The 21,653-nt window shown below is 65.3% G+C and carries 15 protein-coding genes and 7 tRNA genes; 7 read left to right on the forward strand and 15 right to left on the reverse strand.

Annotated features, from left to right (window positions below; translation table 11 throughout):
- The first annotated feature begins 4 nt into the window (after positions 1–4).
- The 3 genes from CV_RS04985 (at position 5) to CV_RS04995 (ending at position 259) form a co-directional block, all read left to right on the forward strand.
- Positions 5–98: transfer RNA gene (locus CV_RS04985), tRNA-Ser, on the forward strand.
- A 6-nt stretch (positions 99–104) separates the two neighbouring features.
- Positions 105–181: transfer RNA gene (locus CV_RS04990), tRNA-Arg, on the forward strand.
- Positions 182–184: 3 nt separating this feature from the next.
- Positions 185–259 (forward strand) — tRNA-Glu (locus CV_RS04995).
- Between the two features lie 110 nt (positions 260–369).
- Here the strand turns inward: CV_RS04995 and CV_RS05000 are convergent.
- The 5 genes from CV_RS05000 to CV_RS05020 all read right to left on the reverse strand — a co-directional run bounded on the left by CV_RS05000 (position 370) and on the right by CV_RS05020 (position 3,546).
- Entirely contained in the window at positions 370–3,054 is a 2,685-nt protein-coding gene (locus CV_RS05000) for a TonB-dependent receptor plug domain-containing protein (RefSeq protein WP_011134574.1), read from the reverse strand.
- A 173-nt stretch (positions 3,055–3,227) separates the two neighbouring features.
- Positions 3,228–3,302, reverse strand: a tRNA-Glu gene (locus CV_RS05005).
- Between the two features lie 3 nt (positions 3,303–3,305).
- A tRNA-Arg gene (locus tag CV_RS05010) sits at positions 3,306–3,382 on the reverse strand.
- A 7-nt stretch (positions 3,383–3,389) separates the two neighbouring features.
- Positions 3,390–3,464 (reverse strand) — tRNA-Glu (locus CV_RS05015).
- A 5-nt stretch (positions 3,465–3,469) separates the two neighbouring features.
- Positions 3,470–3,546, reverse strand: a tRNA-Arg gene (locus CV_RS05020).
- A 187-nt stretch (positions 3,547–3,733) separates the two neighbouring features.
- Here CV_RS05020 and CV_RS05025 point away from each other — a divergent pair.
- Positions 3,734–5,188: an exonuclease domain-containing protein gene (locus CV_RS05025; protein WP_225548204.1), complete on the forward strand. Its 1,455-nt coding sequence runs from the start codon at positions 3,734–3,736 to the stop codon at positions 5,186–5,188.
- Here the strand turns inward: CV_RS05025 and CV_RS05030 are convergent.
- The 7 genes from CV_RS05030 to flhB all read right to left on the reverse strand — a co-directional run bounded on the left by CV_RS05030 (position 5,133) and on the right by flhB (position 13,984).
- Complete coding sequence (locus CV_RS05030) at positions 5,133–6,785, reverse strand: glycosyltransferase family 4 protein (protein ID WP_052278764.1); 1,653 nt, start codon at positions 6,783–6,785, stop codon at positions 5,133–5,135. The genes CV_RS05025 and CV_RS05030 overlap by 56 nt on opposite strands.
- Positions 6,786–6,809: 24 nt before the next feature.
- A complete protein-coding gene (locus CV_RS05035; RefSeq protein ID WP_011134576.1) occupies positions 6,810–7,559 on the reverse strand; it encodes a flagellar motor protein in 750 nt (249 codons plus the stop codon).
- 96 nt (positions 7,560–7,655) lie between these two features.
- On the reverse strand, positions 7,656–8,402 hold the full coding sequence (locus tag CV_RS05040; RefSeq protein ID WP_011134577.1) for an RNA polymerase sigma factor FliA: 747 nt from the start codon (positions 8,400–8,402) through the stop codon (positions 7,656–7,658).
- Positions 8,399–9,283, reverse strand: coding sequence for a MinD/ParA family ATP-binding protein (locus tag CV_RS05045; RefSeq protein WP_011134578.1), 885 nt, complete (start codon positions 9,281–9,283; stop codon positions 8,399–8,401). Before CV_RS05045 ends, CV_RS05040 begins: the two co-directional genes overlap by 4 nt.
- Positions 9,274–10,713, reverse strand: coding sequence for a flagellar biosynthesis protein FlhF (gene flhF, locus CV_RS05050; protein WP_011134579.1), 1,440 nt, complete (start codon positions 10,711–10,713; stop codon positions 9,274–9,276). Before flhF ends, CV_RS05045 begins: the two co-directional genes overlap by 10 nt.
- A 13-nt stretch (positions 10,714–10,726) precedes the next feature.
- Positions 10,727–12,811, reverse strand: coding sequence for a flagellar biosynthesis protein FlhA (gene flhA, locus CV_RS05055; protein WP_011134580.1), 2,085 nt, complete (start codon positions 12,809–12,811; stop codon positions 10,727–10,729).
- Between the two features lie 6 nt (positions 12,812–12,817).
- Positions 12,818–13,984: a flagellar biosynthesis protein FlhB gene (flhB, locus tag CV_RS05060; protein WP_011134581.1), complete on the reverse strand. Its 1,167-nt coding sequence runs from the start codon at positions 13,982–13,984 to the stop codon at positions 12,818–12,820.
- Between the two features lie 139 nt (positions 13,985–14,123).
- Here flhB and CV_RS05065 point away from each other — a divergent pair, with 139 nt between their 5' ends.
- Both CV_RS05065 and CV_RS05070 read left to right on the forward strand, forming a co-directional pair.
- Positions 14,124–14,918 (forward strand): thymidylate synthase, encoded by a 795-nt coding sequence (locus tag CV_RS05065; protein WP_011134582.1) that lies wholly within the window; start codon positions 14,124–14,126, stop codon positions 14,916–14,918.
- Positions 14,915–15,412: a dihydrofolate reductase gene (locus CV_RS05070; protein WP_011134583.1), complete on the forward strand. Its 498-nt coding sequence runs from the start codon at positions 14,915–14,917 to the stop codon at positions 15,410–15,412. The genes CV_RS05065 and CV_RS05070 overlap by 4 nt, the downstream gene beginning before the upstream one ends.
- Positions 15,413–15,471: 59 nt before the next feature.
- Here the strand turns inward: CV_RS05070 and CV_RS05075 are convergent, their stop codons facing one another.
- The 3 genes from CV_RS05075 to CV_RS05085 all read right to left on the reverse strand — a co-directional run bounded on the left by CV_RS05075 (position 15,472) and on the right by CV_RS05085 (position 18,545).
- A complete protein-coding gene (locus CV_RS05075) occupies positions 15,472–16,140 on the reverse strand; it encodes a GntR family transcriptional regulator (RefSeq protein WP_043595543.1) in 669 nt (222 codons plus the stop codon).
- A gap of 382 nt (positions 16,141–16,522) precedes the next feature.
- Positions 16,523–17,221 carry a bifunctional 2-polyprenyl-6-hydroxyphenol methylase/3-demethylubiquinol 3-O-methyltransferase UbiG gene (ubiG, locus tag CV_RS05080; RefSeq protein WP_011134586.1) on the reverse strand — a complete coding sequence of 233 codons (699 nt, stop codon included), beginning with the start codon at positions 17,219–17,221 and terminating at the stop codon, positions 16,523–16,525.
- Positions 17,222–17,225: 4 nt separating this feature from the next.
- On the reverse strand, positions 17,226–18,545 hold the full coding sequence (locus tag CV_RS05085) for a TRZ/ATZ family hydrolase (protein WP_011134587.1): 1,320 nt from the start codon (positions 18,543–18,545) through the stop codon (positions 17,226–17,228).
- 264 nt (positions 18,546–18,809) lie between these two features.
- Here CV_RS05085 and CV_RS05090 point away from each other — a divergent pair, with 264 nt between their 5' ends.
- Positions 18,810–21,620 (forward strand): EAL domain-containing protein, encoded by a 2,811-nt coding sequence (locus CV_RS05090; protein WP_011134588.1) that lies wholly within the window; start codon positions 18,810–18,812, stop codon positions 21,618–21,620.
- Positions 21,621–21,653 lie beyond the last annotated feature (33 nt).

Here is a 21,653-nt window from a genome sequence, read left to right on the forward strand (position 1 = left end):
GAACGGAGAAATGGCCGAGTGGTCGAAGGCACTTCCCTGCTAAGGAAGCATACGGGCTTAAACCTGTATCGAGGGTTCGAATCCCTCTTTCTCCGCCAGATAACGCACCCGTAGCTCAGTTGGATAGAGTATCTGGCTACGAACCAGAGGGTCGGGCGTTCGAATCGCTCCGGGTGCGCCAGCTGTCCCTATAGTTTAGCGGTTAGAACACCGCCCTTTCACGGCGGTAGCCGGGGTTCGATTCCCCGTGGGGACGCCAGGATTCAGAAAAAAGCCTCGCATGAAAATGCGGGGCTTTTTTCGTTTCTGTCAATCGGTGGAGTGGGCCGTGAAAACGGGATGCCTTGGCATCCCGTTCGCGTTTCCGACTTAGAACTTATGGTTCAGTTCCAGCCAGGCCTGCCGGCCGTAGGGCGTGTAACTGCCCACCGGGTAGTACGGCCAGCCTCCCGTATAGTCTTTCTTGATGAAGTCCTGCAGGTTGTTGACGATCACGCCTATCGAGGTTTTCTTGCTGGCCTGGTAGGTCACGCTCAGGTTGGCGAGCACGGTCGGCGTCAGGTAGCCGGTGCCGGCGCCGTTCGGGATCTTGCCGTAGCGGGTCAGCAGCAGCGTGGACGACCAGTCGCCGATATTCCAGGTGGTGGTGAAATCCAGCTTGTCCGGCCAGTCGGTGTTGCTCATGTCGGTCAATTCGTTCTGGGCCGGATCGCTGGCGAATTGCTGGTAGGTGTGGGTCAGCACCTTGGTGTAGGCGGCCTTGAACAGGAAATCGCCCAGTCTGGCGGTGCGCAACCGGTATTTGCCGCTCAGGTCGATGCCGCTGGTACGTTCGCTGGCGGCGTTGATCGGGTTGACGATGATGGTGTTGATCGCGCCAGGATCCACCAGCGCGTTGGCCGGATTGCGCACGATGCGGGACAGCGCGTCGCGGCACAGCGCCGAGCCGCCGTCGTAGCCGCCGGCGCGGCAGCGGGCCTCGTCCTGCAGCAGCTTGTCCGCGCTGAGGGTGGTGACCAGATCGTCTATCGTGATGTTCCAGTAGTCGAGCGAGAGGTCGGCGTCGCGGCTGGGAGACCAGACGAAGCCGAAGCCGTACGACTTGCCGCTTTCCGGCTTCAGGCCGGGGTTGCCGTTGCTGACGTAGTTGGAGCCGGGCGAGACGCCGGCGTACTGGCAGCTGGCCAGCGGTTGGCCGGATTGCGCGCAGCGCCAGTAGTCGGTGGTCGACGAGTAGTAGCCGCGGGTCTGGGTTTGGAACAGGTAGCTCATGTCCGGCGCGCGGAAGCTGGTGGCGTAGTTGCCGCGCAGCAGCAGGCTGCCGATGGGGCGGTATTCCAGGCCTGCGCCGTAGGTGAATTTCCCCTCGTTGTTGCCGGTGATCTGGTAGCGGTCATAGCGGCCGGACAGCGTCAGGTTGAGCGGCTTGGCCAGCGGCAGCAGCAACTCGGCGCCGGCCGCCTCGCGCGAGCGGGAGCCGCTGGCGCCGATGGCGGGGTTGGCGTTGTAGAACACGCCCTGATTCAGCCGCTGGTCGGGATCGTTGCTGAAGCCCTGGCTGCCCCATTCCAGCAGGCCCGCCAATTTGGCGGGGCCGGCCGGCAATTGGAAGGCCTCGCCGCTGGCGCTCAGGCTGAGCACTTGCAGCCAGGATTTGTTGTGGCTGTTGCTGTCGCCGATCAGTCCGGAGGCCTGGGCCGGCGTCAGCGGCTGATAGAAGCGGGCGAGGTTGGGCGCGTAGATGGGGATGCCGCTGCCGTCGGCGCCCAGCTGCGGGCCGAGAAAGTAGGCGTTGACGCCGGACAGCAGCATCGGCGTGGTGGCGCGGCTGGTGTAGAGCGATGCGTTGTACGCCGCTTCGTAATTCCAGCTGCCCGTCAGCTCGCCGCGCGCGCCCAGCGTCAGGTTGGCGGCGAGATCATCCCACTTGCGGTTGTAGTTGCTGGTCCCGCCCAGCTCTTCGGGGGCGAAGCGCTTGTTCCAGATTTCGTAATTGCCGGTGTTCTGGTTCCGGAAGTAGTTGCCTTGGCCGGCGGCGGCGGTCCAGTTGGGGCCGCGGGTGTTGTTTTCCGTGTGGTTGAGTCCAATCATCGCGTCGCTGAACAGTTCGACATGCGGATTGGCCAGATAGCTGAGGCTGAGGAAGCCGCTCTGGCTCTGATTGGCGGTCTGTATCGTCCAGTATGACGGCTTCAGCAGTCCGCTGGCGCAGTAGCCCTTCTGGCTGTTGCCTACGGTGGAGACGCTGCCGGCGAACATGCCCGAGAAGTTGCCGCAGGCGCTGCCGGCGTCCAGATAGCCGCCGCCGGCGATGCGCCGGGCCAGGATGGGAGACGGCGCTTCGCCCTGGGCGGTGGAGTCGGACATGAAGCCGCGTTGGCGGGACCAGATCGGGTTGCGCTGGCTGATTTCCAGTCCGTAGATCGCGCTGAGCTGGTCCCAGCTCTTGCCGCCGGTCAGCTGCAGCCGCGCGTTTTCGCCGCCGTGATGCTCGGCGCCGCCGATCTTGACGTTGATCGAGGCGCCGTCGGTTTTCTTCTTCAGGATGATGTTGACCACGCCGGCGATGGCGTCCGAGCCGTAAATGGCGGATGCGCCGCCATTCAGGATCTCGATGCGGTCGATCAGCGCCGACGGGATGTTGGCCAGATTGACGAAATTGACCTGGCCTTCGTAAGCGATGGGGTAGTCCGCCATCCGGCGGCCGTTGATCAGCGTCAGCGTGTGGTTGGGGCCGAGGCCGCGCAGGCTGATGGCGTTGGCGGCCGGGGTGAAGGTGTTGCCGAAGTCGGCGCCTTGGGTGAAGCCGGTGTTCTGCGTCAGATTGTTCAGCGCGTCGTAGACGTTGGTGTAGCCCTGCTTTTCTATGTCCGCGCCGGTGATTACCGTCACGCTGGTCGGGCCTTCCTTGGCGGAGCGGGCGATGCGCGAGCCGGTGACGGTCACGCTCTCCAGCGATTCGGCGGATGGGGTGTCGGCCAGGGTCGGCAGGGCGGCGAGCAGCAGCAGGGCGGGCAGCAGCTTGAGTGGGAGGGGGATGGGCGCGGAATGCACGGGAGCCTGTTCTCGTCTGGATGTTGGGAAGAACAGGATATCTCTTTGTCATTTTTGCGGTGCGAAGAAAAATGGCAATGCAAATGACGCAGCGGGATATGGCGGAACTTGGCAGGCGATGCTGGGGAATGAAAAAAGCCCCGCATTTTCATGCGAGGCTTTTTTCTGCATCCTGGCGTCCCCACGGGGAATCGAACCCCGGCTACCGCCGTGAAAGGGCGGTGTTCTAACCGCTAAACTATAGGGACAGCTGGCGCACCCGGAGCGATTCGAACGCCCGACCCTCTGGTTCGTAGCCAGATACTCTATCCAACTGAGCTACGGGTGCGTATTGTTGGCGTCCCCACGGGGAATCGAACCCCGGCTACCGCCGTGAAAGGGCGGTGTTCTAACCGCTAAACTATAGGGACATGCCTGGCGCACCCGGAGCGATTCGAACGCCCGACCCTCTGGTTCGTAGCCAGATACTCTATCCAACTGAGCTACGGGTGCGCTGTTTCGCGAGACGTTGTGTCTTGCGAGAGGTCGGATATTACAGATGGGGTTTGCCCTGTCAACACTTCGTAGGATTTTTTTGCAAGCCGGTAAACTCGGCGGCTGTCCCTGTCGCGGCTGGCCAACATTTTCAACCATATGGCATGTTGGCGGCGCAGCCGCAAGACACGAAAGCGAAGCGAGATTGAATACCTTGTTTGCGCAGCCTTGCGCCATCATCGATCTGGAAACCACCGGCGGCAACATCGCGCGCGACCGCATCACCGAAGTCGGCATGGTGCTGATAGACGGCGAGCGGGTCGAGCGCCTGTCATGGCTGGTCAACCCCGGCCAGCCCATTCCGCCCTTCATCGAGAACATGACCGGCATCAGCAACGAGATGGTGGCCGGCGCGCCGCCGTTTTCCGCGCAGGCCGACGAATTGCTGGACCGTTTGCAGGGGCGCTTGCTGCTGGCGCACAACGCCCGCTTCGATTACGGCTTCCTGAAGAACGAATTCCGCCGCCACGGCCTGCGCTTCCAGGCGCGTGCGCTGTGCACGGTCAAGCTGTCGCGCCGGCTGTACCCGCAGCATTTCAAGCACAGCCTGGACAGCCTGATCGCCCGCCACGGCATCGACATGCCGGAGCGCCACCGCGCGCTGGCGGACGCGGAGGCGGTTTACCGCTTCATCCGGATCGCCGAGGCCGAGCTGGGCGAAGACCGGGTGGCGCATGAGGCGGCGCAATTGTTGTCGCAGCCGGCAGAGCTATCCAGCCTGCCGGCCGAACTGCAGCAGCAGATCGAGGACATGCCGGACTCGGCCGGCGTCTACGCGCTGTTCGGGGCGGACGGCCGCGCGCTCTACGTCGGCCGCGCGCCCAATCTGTACCGCAAGGCGCTGGGCCATTTCGCCGAGCGCAAGCCCGGGCACAAGAGCCACGAGGTCCGGATAGACGAACCGGTGGCGCGCGTGGAATGGCGGGAGTGCCTGGGCGAGTTCGGCGCCCGGCTGCAGGAGCTGCAGTGGCTGGGCAGGCTGCAGCCGCTGCACAATCCCCGCGCCAGGATGATGGGCGAGATCTGCACGCTGCAGGTGCAGGCCGGCGACGACGGCTACGTTCGGCCGCTGCCGGTCTCGGCGCGCGACATCGACTTCAGCCGCACCGCCGATCTATATGGTCTGTTCCGACACGCGCGCGAGGCGCGCAAGGCGCTGGCGCAGATCGCGCTGGCCCAGGGCCTGTGCCAGTCGGTGCTGGGCGTGGAGCAGGTGACCAGCCGCAAGGGCGCGCCCTGCGCGGCCTACCGGATCCGCCGCTGCCGCGGCGCCTGCGTCGGCGACGAGGGCGCCGACAGCCATAACGCCAGGCTGCTGGCCGCGCTGCAGCGGCTCAAGGTCAAGCCCTGGCCGTTCGACGGCGAGGTGGCGGTGGTGGAGCGCGACGAGGTATGCGGCGACGTGACCGAGCACCTGTTCGACCGCTGGTGCTATCTGGGCAGCCGTCGCAACGGCGGCGAGCTGGAGGGGACGCCGGCTTTCGACCTCGATTACTACAAGCTGCTGGAAGGCTGGCTGCGCCGGCCGGAGCCGGGCGGCGAGCTCAGGGCGCCGGCTGAGCCGGCGCCAGCGGCCGCGCGCGCAGCAGGCCGTATTTGAGCAGCCAGGCCAGCTGGTAGCAGACATAGTCGGGCGCGATGGCCGGACAGTGCTCCAGCACCTCGCTCAGCCCGCAGGCGCCCAGCTGCGAGACCACCTGCAGCACGTGGGCGAGCAGGGGGGCGCTGGACAGCAGCGAGACATCGGCATAGGTGGCCGGCATCGGCAGCTTGCCGGCGACGATGTCCTCCGCCAGCGGAGTGAGCTGCAGCGTCACATCGCTCGCCAGCCAGCGGCTGGGATAGCTTTGAAACGCGCTCAGCGGCGGCAGGGGCGCCGCGGCCGGCTTGGCCAGGCCCGCGCCGAGCGCCTCCCGCTTGAGCGTTCTCCACCACGCGTCGTAGCGCGCCATCACTTTGCGCCAGCTGAAATGCGCCTGCGCCCGCCTGCGGCCGGCCTCCCCCTGCGCGCGGCAGAGGCCGGGGCTGCGCGCCAGCTCGCGCAGCCGCTGCGCCAGGCATTCCATGTCCACGGCCACGCCCTGGGCGCAGCACAGCGACACCAGATTGGCATCCAGCACCGGCAGCAAGGCGTCGATCAGGGCTGGCGGGGGGCAGGCCAGCGTGGGAATCAGGTAGCCGGTTTCGCCGTCGACGACCAGGTCGCGGTAGCCGTCGAAGTCCGAGGCGAGCACCGGCAGGCCGGCGGCCATCGCTTCGACGATGGAAAGGCCGAAGGTTTCCTGATAGTTGTCGACCGGCGAGACGAAGACGTCGGCGGCGGCGAGCAAGTCGCGCTTGGCCTCGTCCTCGACGTTGTCGCACAGCCGCACGCATGTCTGCAAACCCAGTTCGCCTATGGTCTGGCGCAGGCTGGCGATCTCGCCGGCGCTGCCGCCGCCCGCCAGCAGCAGCCGCCACTCCAGCGGCGGCGTATCCGGGCCGGCCGGCTCCGCGCGCAGACGGGCGAGGGTGTAGAGCAGCGGCGTCAGGTCGGCCTTGGTGACCGGCGAAAAACGGCCCAGATAGAGCAGGCAGAACGCCCGTTCGGGCAGGCCCAGCTTTTTTCGGCAGGCTGCGCGGGCCCGCGGGATGAAATAGCTTTCGTCTATGCCTAGCGGCACCCACTCCGTGCGCGGCGGCCGGCCCGGCTCGCGGTGAAGCGCCAGATAGTGCCGCATCACGTCCTCGCCGGCGCGGGAGGTGCAGAAGATCGCGTCTCCCTCCCTGAGGGGGGCCTGGCACAGGCGGCGTATCTTGTCGCCCAGATCGACGTCGTTCAGGCTGTGGGTGGGCGCGGTGAGCGGAAAGGGATGGGCCGCGTGGCGGGCGCGCAGCTCGGCCATCTTGGGCAGATAGAAAAACGCGTCGCCGAGATGGAAGGCGTCGAAGTCGGTGGCGGCCAGCGCGTCCGGCAGGTTCAGGTGGTGGGACAGCACCACCCGGTTCAGCGTGTCTTCATCCAGCGAATTTTCCAGCTGTTGCCTGAGCAATTGCAGATTGCCCATCGTCGGGCAGAACAGCTGGATCTGATCGAATTCGCCGAAACGCAGCAGCGCTTGCAAAAAACCGAAATTGCCGACCAGCCGGCCGATTTTCAGACTGCTGTCCGCGGACTCGACAAAGGAGTCTATGCTGCCGAAAACACGCTGTCTCATGCTTCCGTCCCGGGCGGTTTGAGATTATTCGTGCATCGCCAGGAAGCCGCGCAGCCGGCTCTCGATGATGCGCGGGTTCTCGCCGTTGGCGATCGCCACCACGCCTTCCACCACCAGCTCCTTCATCGCCAGTTCCGACGCCACCAGGTGCTTGAGCTTGTTGGCCATGGGCAGGAAGAACAGGTTGGCCGAGCCGACGCCGTAGACGGTAGCGACGAAGGCCACCGCGATGCCGCCGCCCAGCTTGGACGGGTCGGACAGGTTCTCCATCACGTGGATCAGGCCCAGCACCGCGCCCAGGATGCCCATGGTCGGCGCGTAGCCGCCGGCCGACTCCCAGATGCGCGCCGCCTGCCTGCGGGCGTGCTCGAACATGCTGATCTCCACCTCCATCACCGCGCGCAGCGTGTCCGGCTCGGTGCCGTCCACCAGCATCTGCATCGCCTTCTTGGTGAACGGGTCGCGCTGGGTGGCGATCAGGCCTTCCAGCGCCAAGAGGCCGCCCTTGCGCGAGGTCTGGCTCCAGTTGATGACCTCGCGGATCATTTTCTCGTGGTCGAAGTTGGGCGGGCGGAAGATCCAGCGCAGCATGCGCAGGCCGGCCATGAACTGCTTGGGCGTGCTTTGCAGCATCACCGCGCTGGTGGTGCCGCCGATCACGATCATGAAGGCGGTCAGCTGCATCAGCGAGCCAATGCTGCCCCCCTCGATGGCCTGGCCTGCGATGATGGCGGTCAGGCCCATTACAATGGCGATAAGACTGATCTTGTCCACAAGAAGGTTCCGTTATCGATCTGGTCTGAGACCCGTTGCCGGGCCCTCCCTTAGAGCCTGTTTACGATCTCTTGCTCGTAAAAAGATCACAGGCTCCTACAGCCAGTCTTTCAGTTTTGCGCGCAGACGGGCGATGGCCTGGCTGTGCAGTTGGCAGACGCGGGACTCGGTGACGCCGAGCACCGCGCCGATTTCCTTCAGGTTCAGCTCCTGCTCGTAATACAACGCCATCACCAGTTGGTCGCGCTCAGGCAGGAACTTGATCGCGCTGACCAGCTGCCGGCGGAAACTGTCGTCGGACAGGGCGGCCAGCGGATCCGGGGAGTCGTCGTCGGCGATATTGGTCACCGGATTGTGGCTGCCCTCGTCGTCGCCGCCGCCGAAGTCTTCGAAATGCAGCAGCGTGGTGCCCTTGCAGTCTCCCAGCATGTCCTGGTATTGCTCCAGCTCCACGCCCATTTCCGCGGCGATTTCCGACTCCAGCGGCGCGCGGCCCAGCCTCTGTTCCAGCTTGGAAATCGCTTCCTCGATCTGGCGCGAGTTGCGGCGCGCCTGGCGCGGCAGCCAGTCTTCGCGGCGCAGCTCGTCCAGCATCGCGCCGCGGATGCGCTGGCTGGCGAAGGTCTCGAACTGCACCCCCTGCGCCGGATCGAACTGGCGGGCGGCCTCGATCAGGCCGATCATGCCGACCTGGACCAGATCGCCCAGCTCCACCGACGCCGGCAGCCGCGCGATCATGATGCTGGCCAGCTTGCGCACCAGCGGGGCATAGGCTTCCACGTCGATCTCGACGCTGGGGGCCGCTGCCGCGTAGCCCGATCGGCGGAAGGACGGAAAGGTCATAAGGGTTTGGCTCCATCCGCCTCGGCCCAATCGCGCGAGGCGGCAATCAGCAAGTCCATGTATCCGGTACTGTCGCGGCTGGTTTCCGGCGCGTCCCATTGCGGCAGCACCGCCGACAGCTGCGAGAAGGCCGCGGCCGCCTCGCTGTCCGGGAAGGCCTCCATCAGCGGCCGGCGCAGCGTCTGGCTGCGGCGCACCGCGTTGTCGTGCGGCACGAAGCCGACCCAGCGCAGCGAGACGGTCAGAAACTCGCTGGCGACCGCCGACAGCCGGGTGAACAGCTCGTGCGCCTCCTCCAGGTGCCGCGCCCGGTTGATCAGCACATTGAAGCGCTGGCGGCCGAAGCGGCTGGCCAGGCGCTTGATATTAGCGTAGGCGGCGGTCAGCGAGTCGGCATCCGGTGTTAATACCAAGACCAGATTGTCGGCCACGCTGGCCGGTATCGGATCGCGCACCGGATCGGGCGCGTCGATCAGCAGCGCCGAGGCGTCCCGTTCCTGGGCGCCGAATTCGCTGCCCAGCCGCAGCCACAGCTGGGTGGAGAATAGCGCGCGCTGCTCCGGCTGCGCATAGAGATTGATCAACTGCACGCCTTGCCGCGACCCCACCATCATCTCGTCCAGGCCGCCCACGCTGACCACCTGGCTTTCCAGCGTGGCGGTGGCGGGCACGCCCAGGCGGCGGGTCTGCACCTGGCCCAGGCAGCAGTCCACCACGATGGGGCGCAGGCCGGCGTAGGCCAGGCCCAGGGACAGCTCGGTCACCACGGTGCTGGTGCCGGCGTGCTCGGAGCCGATGAAGGCGAAGCTGGGCGCGCGCTGCCGCTGGGCGGCGAGCCGGCGGAGACTGGCGGCCTGGTCCTGCATGGCGTTCATAGCCATCCGGCCTGCGCCGCCTGCATGATGGACATCTCATCGGCCTGCAGCGCGAACGGCGAGGCGATCTGCTGGGCGCGCATCGCGCGGTCGACCAAGAAGGCGGCGTTGGCGGAATGCAGGTCTTCCGGCACGCGCTGGCCGTTGGTGACGTAGTAGAGCTTGAGCCGGTTGCGGATGATCACGTCCAGGCTGGGCCCCTGGGCCACCGCCTCGTCTATCTTGGACAGGATGCAGCCGGCGAGGCCGTCGCCGCGGTAGCGCTTCACCACGTCCTCCAGCGTGTGGCCGTCGGTGTTGGCGGCCAGCAGCAGCAGCCGCTCGATCGGGCGGCCGGCGGTGCGCAGCATGTCGATCTGCGCCAGCACGCGCGCGTCGCGCTGGCCCATGCCCACGGTGTCGATGAACACGATGTGGCGGTTGGACAGGTCGGCCAGCGTCAACTGCAGATCGCCCTCGTTCTGGATGGAGAACACCGGCACGCCAAGGATCTTGCCGTAGATGCGCAGCTGGTCCTGCGCGCCGATCCGGTAGCTGTCGGTGGTGATCAGCGCCACGTGCTGGGCGCCGAAGCGCATCGTCGCGCGCGCGGCCAGCTTGGCCACGGTGGTGGTCTTGCCGACGCCGGTGGGGCCGACCAGCGCGAAGATGCCGCCGCGGTCCATCACCTCGCGGTCGGCGTCCGCGCACTTCAGATTGTGCGCCAGCGCCGAGCGCGCCCATTTCACCGCGACCTCGGCTTGGTACTGCGCCGGCATCTTTTCTATCAGCTGGCGGATCAGTTGGGCGGAGAAGCCCATGGCCAGCAGGTGCTTGAACAATTCCAGCCGGTTGGGCGCCTTGCCTTCCATGTCCGACCAGGCGAAGCTGGCCAGCTGGCTTTGCAGCAGGCTCCTGAGCAGCTTGATCTCGTCGCCGATCTGCCTGAGTTCCTGGGCCATCTGTTCCTGCTCCTCGCCGTTGGCGTGAGGCGCGGCGGGCTCCGGCGCCGGCGGGCGCGGCGCGGCGCGGGGAATGGGCTGCGCCGCCGGCTGCATGAGGGGCTGGGCGACGGGTTGCGGCGGGGCGTAGGTCGGCTCCACGCGCGGCGGCGCGGCGTCCAGCCGCGGCGGGGCCGGGCTTTCCAGCGGCTCCACCGGCATCGCGTAAGTGCGGGCGATGGCGCGGTTCATCGCGCTGCCGTTGGCCTGGGGAATGGGCGCCGGCTGCTGCGGCCGGTTGACCGCCGGCGGCGCGTTGCGCGGCGGATGCTTGCTGCTGGAGGTGGACAGCGTGCTGGCCAGGTTGGCGACGTCGGCGTCCGCCACCGCCATGATTTCCACGCCGCCGCCCATGGTCGGGCGATTGGACAAAATGAGGGCGTCCGCACCCAGTTCTTCGCGAACTTGCCGGAGTGCGTCTCGAGTGGTTTTCCCGAAGAACTTTTTCACCACCATTGTCGATTAGCCCTTAGCCCTTGCTGCCGCCGATTACCGCAATTATACGAATGGATTTATTGTCCGGAATCTCATTATGCGAAATCACGCGCAACTGCGGCAATGCCCGGCGCAGGAAACGCGCCAGCAGCGGCCGCAGCCCCGGCGCCGTGAGCAGCACCGGATTGTATCCCTGGATCTCCACTTGTTCCGTCTGCTGGGCGGCGCTGGACAGCAGATTTTCCGCCAGCCCGGGCTCCAGCCCGCCCCCGGCCTTGGACTGCACCGCCTGCATCAGCACGTTCTCCAGCGCCGGCTCCAGCGTCATCAGCGGCAGTTCCGCCTCGCCGGGGAACAGCTGCTGGACGATCACGCGCGACAGCGCGGTGCGCACCGCGCTGGTCAGCTCGTCGATGTCCTGGTTTTGAGGCACATGGTCTGCCAGCGTTTCGACGATGGTGCGGAAGTCGCGGATGTGTATGCCTTCCGACAGCAGCTGCTGCAGCACTTTCTGCAATATGCTCACCGGCACCACCTTGGGCACCAGGTCCTCGATCAGCTTCGGCGATTCCTTGGCCTGGTGGTCGATCAGCGCCTGCACTTCCTCGCGTCCCAGCAGCTCGGCGGAGTGGGTCTGCAGCAGGTTGGAGATGTGGGTGGCGACCACGGTGCTGGCGTCGACCACGGTATAGCCCAGGCTTTGCGCCTCTTCGCGCTTGCCGGCGTCTATCCACACCGCCGGCAGGCCGAAGGCGGGATCGGTGGTGGCGGCGCCGGCGATCTCCTTGCTGACCATGCCCGGATTGATGGCCAGGAACTGGCCGATGAAGGCTTCGCCCTTGCCCAGCTCCACGCCCTTGAGCAGGATGCGGTAGGCATTGGGCTTGATTTCCAGATTGTCGCGGATATGGACCGGCGGCACCAGGAAGCCCAGATCCTGGGCGATCTTCTTGCGGATGCCGCGGATGCGGCGCAGCAACTCGCCGTCCTGGGTGCGGTCCACCAGCGGGATCAGACGGTAGCCGACTTCCATCCCCAACTGGTCGACGTGCTGCACGTCGTGCCAGCCGACCTCGGCCGCCTGCTGCTCGGGCGCCGCCGCGGGCTGGACGGCGGCCTGCAGCTCCTTCTCCCGGCGCAGGCGGTTGCGGCGCTCCATGCCGCGCGCCAGCGCCAGCAGCGAGCCGGCGATCAGCAGGAAGGCGAAATGCGGCATGTTGGGGATCAGGCCTATCATGCCGATCACCGCCGAGGTGATGTACAGCACCTGCGGCTTGGTGAACAGCTGGCCCAGGAACTGCTCCGACATGTCCTGGTCGGTGCCGACGCGGGTCACCACGATGCCGGCGGCGGTGGAGATGATCAGCGCCGGGATCTGCGCGACCAGGCCGTCGCCTATGCTCAGCAGGGTGTAGGTTTCCGCCGCCTGTCCCACTGGCAGGTCGTGCTGGACCACGCCGACGATCAGGCCGCCTATCACGTTGATCAGGATGATCAGGATGCCGGCCATCGCGTCGCCGCGCACGTATTTGGAGGCACCGTCCATCGCGCCGAAGAAGTTGGCTTCCTCGGCGATGGTGGAGCGGCGCTTGCGGGCCTCGTCCTCGCCGATCAGGCCGGCGTTGAGGTCGGCGTCGATCGCCATCTGCTTGCCGGGCATCGCGTCCAGGGTGAAGCGCGCCGACACTTCGGCGATCCGGCCGGCGCCCTTGGTGATCACCACGAAGTTGATGATGGTGATGATGATGAACACCACGATGCCGATGGCGACGTTGCCGCCCACCAGAAAGTGGGAGAACGATTCGATCACCTTGCCGGCGGCGTCCGGCCCGGTATGGCCTTCCAGCAGCACCACCCGGCTGGAGGCGACGTTCAGCGACAGCCGCAGCATGGTGGTGATCAGCAGCACCGACGGAAAGGACGAGAAGTCCAGCGGTTTGCGCACATTGATGCCGACCAGCAGCACGATCACCGACACCGCGATGTTGAAGGTGAAGAAGATGTCCAGCAGCACCGGCGGCAGCGGCAGGATCATCATCATCAAAATGAGGATGATCAGCAGCGGCCCGGCGAGCTGGGTGATCTTCATGGTGCGCAATATCTGGAGGATGGAGTCCATGCTGGCTTATCGGCTTTCTTCTGGCGCCGAATCTTGCGGACGTTTGCTGTACGGGTCAAGCTCGTCGGGCACGTCCAATTGGTCCGGATACACCGGGGCCACGCCGCCGACCGACTGATATTGCCGCAGCTGGAACACGTAGGCCAGCACCTGCGCCGCCGCGGCGTACAGCTGGGCCGGGATGTCCTGGCCCAGTTCGGCGTGGAAGTACAGCGCCCGGGCGAAGCGCGGCGAGCGCATGATGGGCACGCGGCTTTCCTTGCCGGTGTCGATGATCTTTTCCGCCAGGATCAGCGATCCCTTGGCCACCACCTGCGGCGCGCGCATGGTGTCGTCGTATTTCAGCGCGACCGCGAAGTGGGTCGGGTTGGTGACGATCACATTGGCCTTGGGCACTTCTTGCATCATCCGCTTGCGCGCGGCCTCGCGCTGCATCTGGCGGATGCGGCCCTTCACCTCGGGCGAGCCTTCGGCTTCCTTGTATTCCTGCTTGACCTCTTCCTTGGTCATCCTGAGCTTCTTGTAGTAGCTCCACAGCTGGTAGGGCACGTCCAGCGCCACCAGCAGGATCAGCGCGGAGGTGACGATGAAGAAGGTGCGGATCATCAGGTCGGTCATCTTCAGGATGCCGGCTTCCAGCGGCATGGCCAGCAGGCCGATGATCTCGCCGCGCTCCCGCCAGATATACCAGGTGGCGATGCCGCCTATCAGCAGGCTTTTCAGTATCGCCTTCAGGCCCTCGGTGGCGGCGTTCAGCGAGAACAGGCGCTTGATGCCGGGCAGCGGGTTCAGCTTGCCGAAATTGGGCTCCAGTGCCTTGAAGGTCATGTTCCAGCCGCCGACCAGCATCGGCGCGAGCAGGGCGGCCAGGGCGAGCCCGCCGAAGAACGGCGCTAGCGCGCCCAGCGCCTGGAACAGGCTTTCCTTGAACCGTATCAGCGCGGGCTCGGTGTTCTGCACCGTGGCCTGGTCGAAGGTGAACAGGTGGCGCATGATCTCGCCGAGCGCATGGCCGAGCTGGCCACCCATCGCCATCAGCAGCGCGACCCCGGTCATGGTGACGGCGAAGGTCGACAGCTCCTTGGAGCGGGGGATGTTGCCATCTTCCCGGGCCATCGACAGCCGTTTGGCTGACGCGGGTTCGGTGCGTTCGAGGTCTGAGTCTTCTGCCATGGGCTCGCTTTAGATAAATGCTTTTGTCTTGATTTTAAACTGAATGGTAGCGTATGCCGGTAGGTCTCGGCCAGCCCCGCGCCTCGCGCGGCAGCGCCGCTAGCGGTACAATAATCTGATTATTGACGGAATCGCCCACATGCAACAGTACCTCGACCTGATGCGCCATGTGCTGGAACATGGACACGACAAGGCAGACCGCACCGGAACCGGCACCCGCTCGGTGTTCGGCTACCAGATGCGCTTCGATTTGGCGGCCGGCTTCCCGCTGGTCACCACCAAGAAATGCCATCTGCGCTCCATCATTCATGAACTGCTGTGGTTCCTGTCGGGCGACACCAATATCCGCTACCTGAAGGAAAACGGCGTGTCGATCTGGGACGAGTGGGCCGACGAGAACGGCGACCTGGGGCCGGTCTACGGCTACCAGTGGCGCAGCTGGCCGGCGCCGGACGGCCGCCACATCGACCAGATCAGCCAGCTCTTGGACATGATCAAGAAGAATCCGGACTCGCGCCGGCTGATCGTGTCGGCGTGGAATCCGGCGCTGGTGGACCAGATGGCGCTGCCGCCGTGCCACAGCCTGTTTCAGTTCTACGTCGCCAATGGGCGCCTGTCCTGCCAGCTGTACCAGCGTTCGGCCGACATCTTCCTCGGCGTGCCGTTCAACATCGCCAGCTACGCGTTGCTGACCATGATGGTGGCCCAGGTGTGCGGCCTGCAGCCCGGCGATTTCGTCCACACGCTGGGCGACGCCCACCTGTACAGCAACCACCTGGAGCAGGCCCGGCTGCAACTGACGCGCGATCCCCGCCCGCTGCCGACGATGAAGCTGAACCCGGAGGTGAAGGATCTGTTCGCGTTCACCTTCGACGACTTCGCGCTGGAAGGCTACGATCCGCATCCGCACATCAAGGCGCAGGTGGCGGTATGAGCGAAGCGAAAAAGCCGACGCTGACGCTGGTGGCCGCGATGGCCGCCAACCGCACCATAGGCGTGGACAACAAGCTGCCCTGGCATCTGCCGGAGGACCTCAAGCACTTCAAGGCGGCCACGCTGGGCAAGCCGGTGATCATGGGCCGCAAGACCTGGGATTCGATCGGCCGGCCGCTGCCGGGCCGCCGCAACATCGTGGTGACCCGCCAGGCCGCTTGGCGCGCGGACGGCGCGGAAACCGCGCATTCGCTGCAGGAGGCGCTGGCGCTGGCCGGCGCGGTGGAGGAGGCCTGCCTGATCGGCGGCGCCGATCTGTACCGCCAGGCCATGGCGCTGGCCGACCGCCTGTGCCTGACCGAGATCGCCCGCGACTACGACGGCGACGCCCATTTTCCGGCCTTCGCCGCCGACGAGTGGCGCGAGGTTTCGCGCGAGCAGGCGGTCAGCGCAGCGGGGCTGCCCTACGCCTTCGTCGAATACCGCCGCCGCTGACGGCGCGCGCCAATGAAAAAGGCTGCCTCGGCAGCCTTTTTTTATCAGGGAAACGGGAGTCAGGCGCCGCCTTCCAGCGCCTCGGCCGCGCTTTGCGCGAGCAGGCTGTAATCCTGGCCGAACTCGGCGATCATCTGCTTCAGGCGGCTGGTGTCGCGCGCGATCAGCGTTTTCAGCAGGGTTTCCAGGAACTGGTGGGTGCGGTCCATCTGGCTCTTGCCGGCGCGCAGGATCGCGTACAGGCAGCGCTGGGTCAGCGGCAGCATGTCTGTCAGGGTGTCGGTCAGGTAGCGGTTGTCGGCGTGGCGGTACAGCGCGGACAGGAATTCGATGCCGTGCTCGTAGAAGGCCTGCAGGTCGTCGCGGCGGTTGTCTTCCTCCAGCAGCGCCATCAGCTCGATGAAGCGGGCCAGGTCGTCGTTCTGCCAGCCGGCGGCCAGGTTCTGCGCCACGCGGTCCAGCAGCAGGAACCACAGGTCGAAGAAGTCGCGCACGTCGCGCGCGCTGATGCTGGACACCATCGCGCCGCGGCGCGGGAAGATGTCCACCAGGTGGCGGCGCTGCAGAATCAGCAAGGCCTCTCGCACCGAACCGCGGCTGACTTCCAGTTCGGAAGCGATGCGCAGTTCCTGGATCCGCTCGCCCGGTTTCATTTCGCCCTGAATGATCTGTCTGCCTAAATATTGGGCGATCTGCTCGGTCAAGAGGTCATTGGCCTTGAATGTCATGAATCATCTCCGGAAATTGATTTTCTCGTTCTCTTGATATTGTACGGCATTGTGCCGGATTGTCCGGCAGTATCCTGTCTGTCTGCCTGTTTGTATCCAGCCTGGACGCGCGCGGCGCGGCACTGCCATGCCGGCCGCGCGCATCATGCGCGTCGGCGTTGAGGGCGGCTATGATATCAATCAGATGATTAAAACGCATGTTTTCGTGTTGTGTTGACTTGGGCAGTGGGCGTTTTCTGCCATTTTTCACAAGTCGTGCGAAACAAGCGTGCGGAAAACGAAAGGCCCGGCATGGCCGGGCCTCATGGGCAGGGCAGCCGCCGGGAGACCTTCCTTCCCCGGCCGGGCGGTCCGCAAGGCGCGCGGGGCCGGGGCGGGGGGCTCAGTCGGCGCGGCGGGTCGCCATCAGGTAGTTGACGGCGGTGTCGTCGTTCAGCGAGTAGATGCGGGTGACGGGGTTGTAGCCCATGCCGCTCAGCGTCTGCAGGCCGAGGCCGGCGTGGCGGGCCATGCGGCCCAGCTCCGACGGCTTCAGAAAACGCGCGTATTCATGGGTGCCGCGCGGCAGCATGTTCAACACGTATTCGGCACCGACCACGGCCAGCAGATAGGCCTTGGCGTTGCGGTTCAGCGTGGAGAAGAACACCCAGCCGCCCGGCTTCACCAGCGTGGAGCAGGCGCGCACCACGCTTTCCGGGTCCGGCACGTGTTCCAGCATCTCCATGCAGGTCACCGCATCGAAGGCGCCCGGCATTTCGGCCGCCAGATCCTCCACCGCCACGCAGCGGTAGTCGATGGGCACGCCGGACTCCAGGCTGTGCAGCTGCGCCACCTTCAGCGATTTTTTAGCCAGGTCGATGCCGGTCACCTGCGCGCCTCTCAGCGCCATGCTCTCGGCCAGGATGCCGCCGCCGCAGCCGACGTCCAGCACCTTCTTGCCGGCGATGGACGCGTGGCGGTCGATGAAGTCCAGGCGCAGCGGGTTGATCTCGTGCAGCGGCTTGAATTCGCTGTCCTTGTCCCACCACTTGTGCGCCAGCTGGCTGAATTTGTCGATTTCGAGTTCGTCTACGTTGCTCATGCTATCACTTTGCCAGAATGCGGTTGCGCCAGTCGCCGGCGCGGGCCTTCAGGTCGCTTTCGTCCAGCGTGGTCAGCTTGCGCTCGCGCATCAGCGCGCGGCCCTTGACCCAGACGTGGCTGACCTGTTCGCGACCGGCAGCGTACACCACATGGGAGATCGGGTCGAATGCCGGCGCGGTTTCCAGTTGGGCCAGGTCGAGGGCGATCAGGTCGGCCTGCTTGCCCACCTTGACCGAGCCGACCTTGTCGGCGATGCCCAGCGCGCGCGCGCCGTTCAGCGTGGCCATGCGGATGGCGGCGGCGGCCGGCACCGAGGTCGGGTCCAGGGTGCCCACCTTGGCCAGCAGCGCGGCCAGGCGGGTTTCCGCCAGCATGTCCAGCTTGTTGTTGGACGCGGCGCCGTCGGTGCCGATGCCCACGGCGACGCCGGCGTCCATCAGCTTGCTCACCGGCGAGATGCCCGAAGCCAGCTTCATGTTCGAGGCGGGGTTGTGCGCGGTGGACAGGCCGTGCCTGGCCGCCAGTTCGACTTCGGCGTCGTTCAGGTGCACCATGTGCGCCGCCACCAGGCGCGGGGACAGCAGGCCCAGCCGCTGCAGGCGGGCCAGCGGGCGCTGGCCGTGCTCCTTGACGCTGTTGTTCACCTCGTCCGCGGTTTCGTGGATGTGGCAGTGGATCAGCATGTCCTCCTGCTCGGCCAGCGTCACAACCTTGCGGAAGGTATCGTCCGATACGGTGTAGGGCGCGTGCGGCGCCAGCGTGAAGGTCAGCAGGTCTTCCCCCAGGAACTGGCTGCGCTCGGCCATGCCCTTGGCGATGTAGTCATCGGCGTTGGACGCGTAATTGGTCGGGAATTCCAGGATGGAACAGCCGACGAAGGTGCGCATGCCGGAAGCCAGGCCGGCGCGGGCGACGGCGGCATTATAGAAATACATGTCGTTGATGGTGGTGGTGCCGCCGCGGATCATTTCGCCCATCGCCAGCAGCGAGCCGTCGAACACGAAGTCGTCGTGGACGTGCTTGCCTTCGGTGGGCCAGATGTAATTGGTCAGCCAGTCCATCAGCGCCTTGTCGTCGGCCAGGCCGCGCAGCAGCGACATCGCGGAGTGGCCGTGCAGGTTGATCAGGCCGGGCATCAGCACATGGTCGGGCAGCTCCAGCCTTTCATCCGCCTCTAGCCCGGCGGCGTCGGCTGCTGGAATAATGGCGGCTATCTTGCCGTCCCGAATGGCGATCGCGTGGTTTTCCAGGACTTCGCCGTCAGTTTCCACGGTGATGATCCAGCGGGCGGAGATAATCTTTTCATAACGGGACTGCGGCATGGCTGATATCCTGATGATCCGTTGTCTTAAGTGTCGTGGATTTTAGGCCCTGCGATTGCGGCAAGGCAATGAGCTGCTGTGCTCTCTTTATATTTCACCGATTTGTGCTGAAGATATGCTTGAAAATGATAAGGGTGGATGACTGGTGAATATTCCGGCGAAAAGCCGACGGCGGCCGGTGTATACTGCTGATTGCACATGTGAATTATTGACTCGGGGCATTCGATCTGCCGCAACCCGCGGCGAACCAAAGACTAGCGCGACATGGCTCAACAAGCAGACGAAAAATCCACTGCCAGCACTGGCCTGAATTTGAGGGATGTGTTTCTCATCGCCGTGATACTCGGCTTGTTGATTCCCGCCTCCATCATCAGCTATCTCAGCTTCAATATTCAGAAGGACAACCTGACCACCCAGCTGGAGACCGATCAGCGCCGCCTGCTCGACATCGTCGCGCTCGGCATGCAGGAGCCGCTGTGGAATCTGAGCCGGCAGGCCGGCAATCCGCTGATCGCGTCGGTGATGGAAGACCCGCGCGTGATTTCCATCCGCGTCACCGATACCCAGTCCAATCAGGTTTTCCTGTCCGCGGTGCGCAGCGAGCGCCGCATCGGCAGCGTGTCCTACGTGGAAAAACCGGTGATCTACCGCGGCGAGGCCATCGGCCAGGTGACGATGGAGTTCGACAACGAGAACCTGGCCATCGCGCTCAGCAACCAGGTGAAGAACATCCTGATGATCCTGGCGGCGCAGCTGGTGCTGTCCATCATGCTGATCATGAGCATCCTGCACTCGCGCTTCCTCAGCCCGATGAAGCTGCTGACCGAGCAGGCGCGGCTGCTGGCCGAACTGAAGCTGGACTCGCCGTTCGAGTGGTCGCGCCGCGACGAGCTGGGCCGGCTCGGCACCCACCTGGAGTGGACCCGTTCCGAGCTCAAGCGCCTGGTGGACGAGCTCAGGGCCAAGACGCTGGCGCTGGAGGCGGACATCGCCCGCCGCCGCGAGGTGGAGGACGCGCTGCGCCGCTCCGAGAACAAATACCGCGAGCTGTTCTGGTCCAACCTGGACGGCATCGTGATCAGTTCGCTGGACGGGCAAGTCATCGACGCCAACCCGGCCTTTCTCAACCTGATGTGCTACAGCCTGGACCAGCTCAAGCAGCAGAACTTCTGGAGCCTGGTGGCGGAGGAGAGCGAGGCGCTGGAGCGCTTCAATCTGGACAACAAGGTGCTGCGCTTCGGCTATTGCGACGAGTTCGAGGCCACTTACCTGAACCGTTTCGACAACCAGGTGCCGGTCAGCGTCAAGACGGTGGCGATGCGCGACGCCTTCGGCCGCATCAACGCGGTGTGGCGCATGGTGCGCGACATTTCCGAGAAGCGCGCGGCCGAGGAGCGGGTGCAGCTGGCGGCCAAGGTGTTCGAGAACACCGTCGAGGGCATCATGATCACCGACGCCGACCGCCGCATCCGCAGCGTCAACCGCGCGTTCACCGAGATCACCGGCTACACCCAGCACGAGGTGCTGGGACAGAAGACCAGCATCCTGTCGTCCGGCCGCCACGACGAGCCGTTCTACGAGCAGATGTGGCAGTCCATCGCCGAACACGGCTCCTGGCAGGGCGAGCTGTGGAACCGCCGCAAGAACGGCGAAGTGTACCCGGAATGGCTGGCGATCAACGCGGTGCGCAACAGCCTGGGCGAGATCACCCATTACGTCGCCATCTTCAGCGACCTCACCGAGCGCAAGGCCGCCGACGAGCGCATCCAGTTCCTGGCCCACTTCGACGTGCTGACCAGCCTGCCCAACCGCATCCACATGCAGGACCGCGTCGAGCTGGCCATCCACAACGCGGTGCGCGACAACCAGCGGCTGGCGCTGCTGCTGCTGGACCTGGACCGTTTCAAGACCGTCAACGAGTCGCTGGGCCATTCGGCCGGCGACACGCTGCTGCAGGTGGCCGCCGACCGCATCAAGTCGGTGATGGCGCCGGGCGAGATGCTGGCGCGCCAGGGCGGCGACGAGTTCATCATCCTGCTGCCGGTGATTTCCGATCCGGGCGAGGCGGCGCTGGCGGCGGAGCGGGTGCGCGACGTGTTCGCCAATCCGATCGAGCTGCACAACCACGTGCTGACCATCACGCCGTCGATCGGCATCAGCGTCTACCCCGACGACGGCCGCGACTATGAAACCTTGGTCCGCAACGCCGACGCGGCGATGTACCACGCCAAATCGTCCGGCCGCAACAGCTACAAGTTCTACACCGCCGACCTCAACGCCCGCGCCCGCGAAATCCTGGCCATCGAGAGCCAGCTGCGCTTCGCGCTCGAGCGCGACGAGTTCGTGCTGCACTACCAGCCGCAGGTGGAGATGGAAAGCGGACGCATCGTCGGCGCCGAGGCGCTGATCCGCTGGAACCACCCATCGCTGGGCCTGCTGGGACCGGTGCGCTTCATCCAGGTGGCCGAGGAGCGCGGCTTCATCGTGCAGATCGGCAACTGGGTGATCGCCGAGGCCACCCGCCAGCTGGTGGAATGGCGCCGGGCCGGCCTGCCGGAGCTGACGCTGGCGATCAACCTGTCGGCGCTGCAGTTCCGCCAGCCGGACCTCGCCCTGCAGGTCAAGCAGGCGCTGGAATCCAGCGGCCTGCCCGGCCACGCGCTGGACATCGAGGTGACCGAAAGCATCATCATGGAAGACGCCCAGGCCACGATCCAGACCATAGACAATATGAAGAACATGGGGCTCCGGCTGTCCATCGACGACTTCGGCACCGGTTATTCCAGCCTGTCCTATCTGAAGCGCTTCAAGGCGGACAAGCTGAAGATCGACCGCTCCTTCGTCCGCGACATCCCGCAGGACGCCGACGACAGCGCGATCGCCCGCGCCATCATCAACATGGCAAAGAACCTCAACATGCAGGTGGTGGCCGAGGGCGTGGAGACGATGGAGCAATGGCAGTTCCTGGAGCAGGAGGGCTGCGATTTCGTCCAAGGCTATCTGATTGCCAAGCCGCTGCCGGCCGACGATTTCGCCGAACTGCTGCACAAGGACAGCCTGCTGCCCCAGAGTTGAGCCCAAGTGGATCCGATTCCCGAAAGCCCGCGC

This window comes from Chromobacterium violaceum ATCC 12472, assembly GCF_000007705.1.
Lineage (GTDB): Bacteria > Pseudomonadota > Gammaproteobacteria > Burkholderiales > Chromobacteriaceae > Chromobacterium > Chromobacterium violaceum.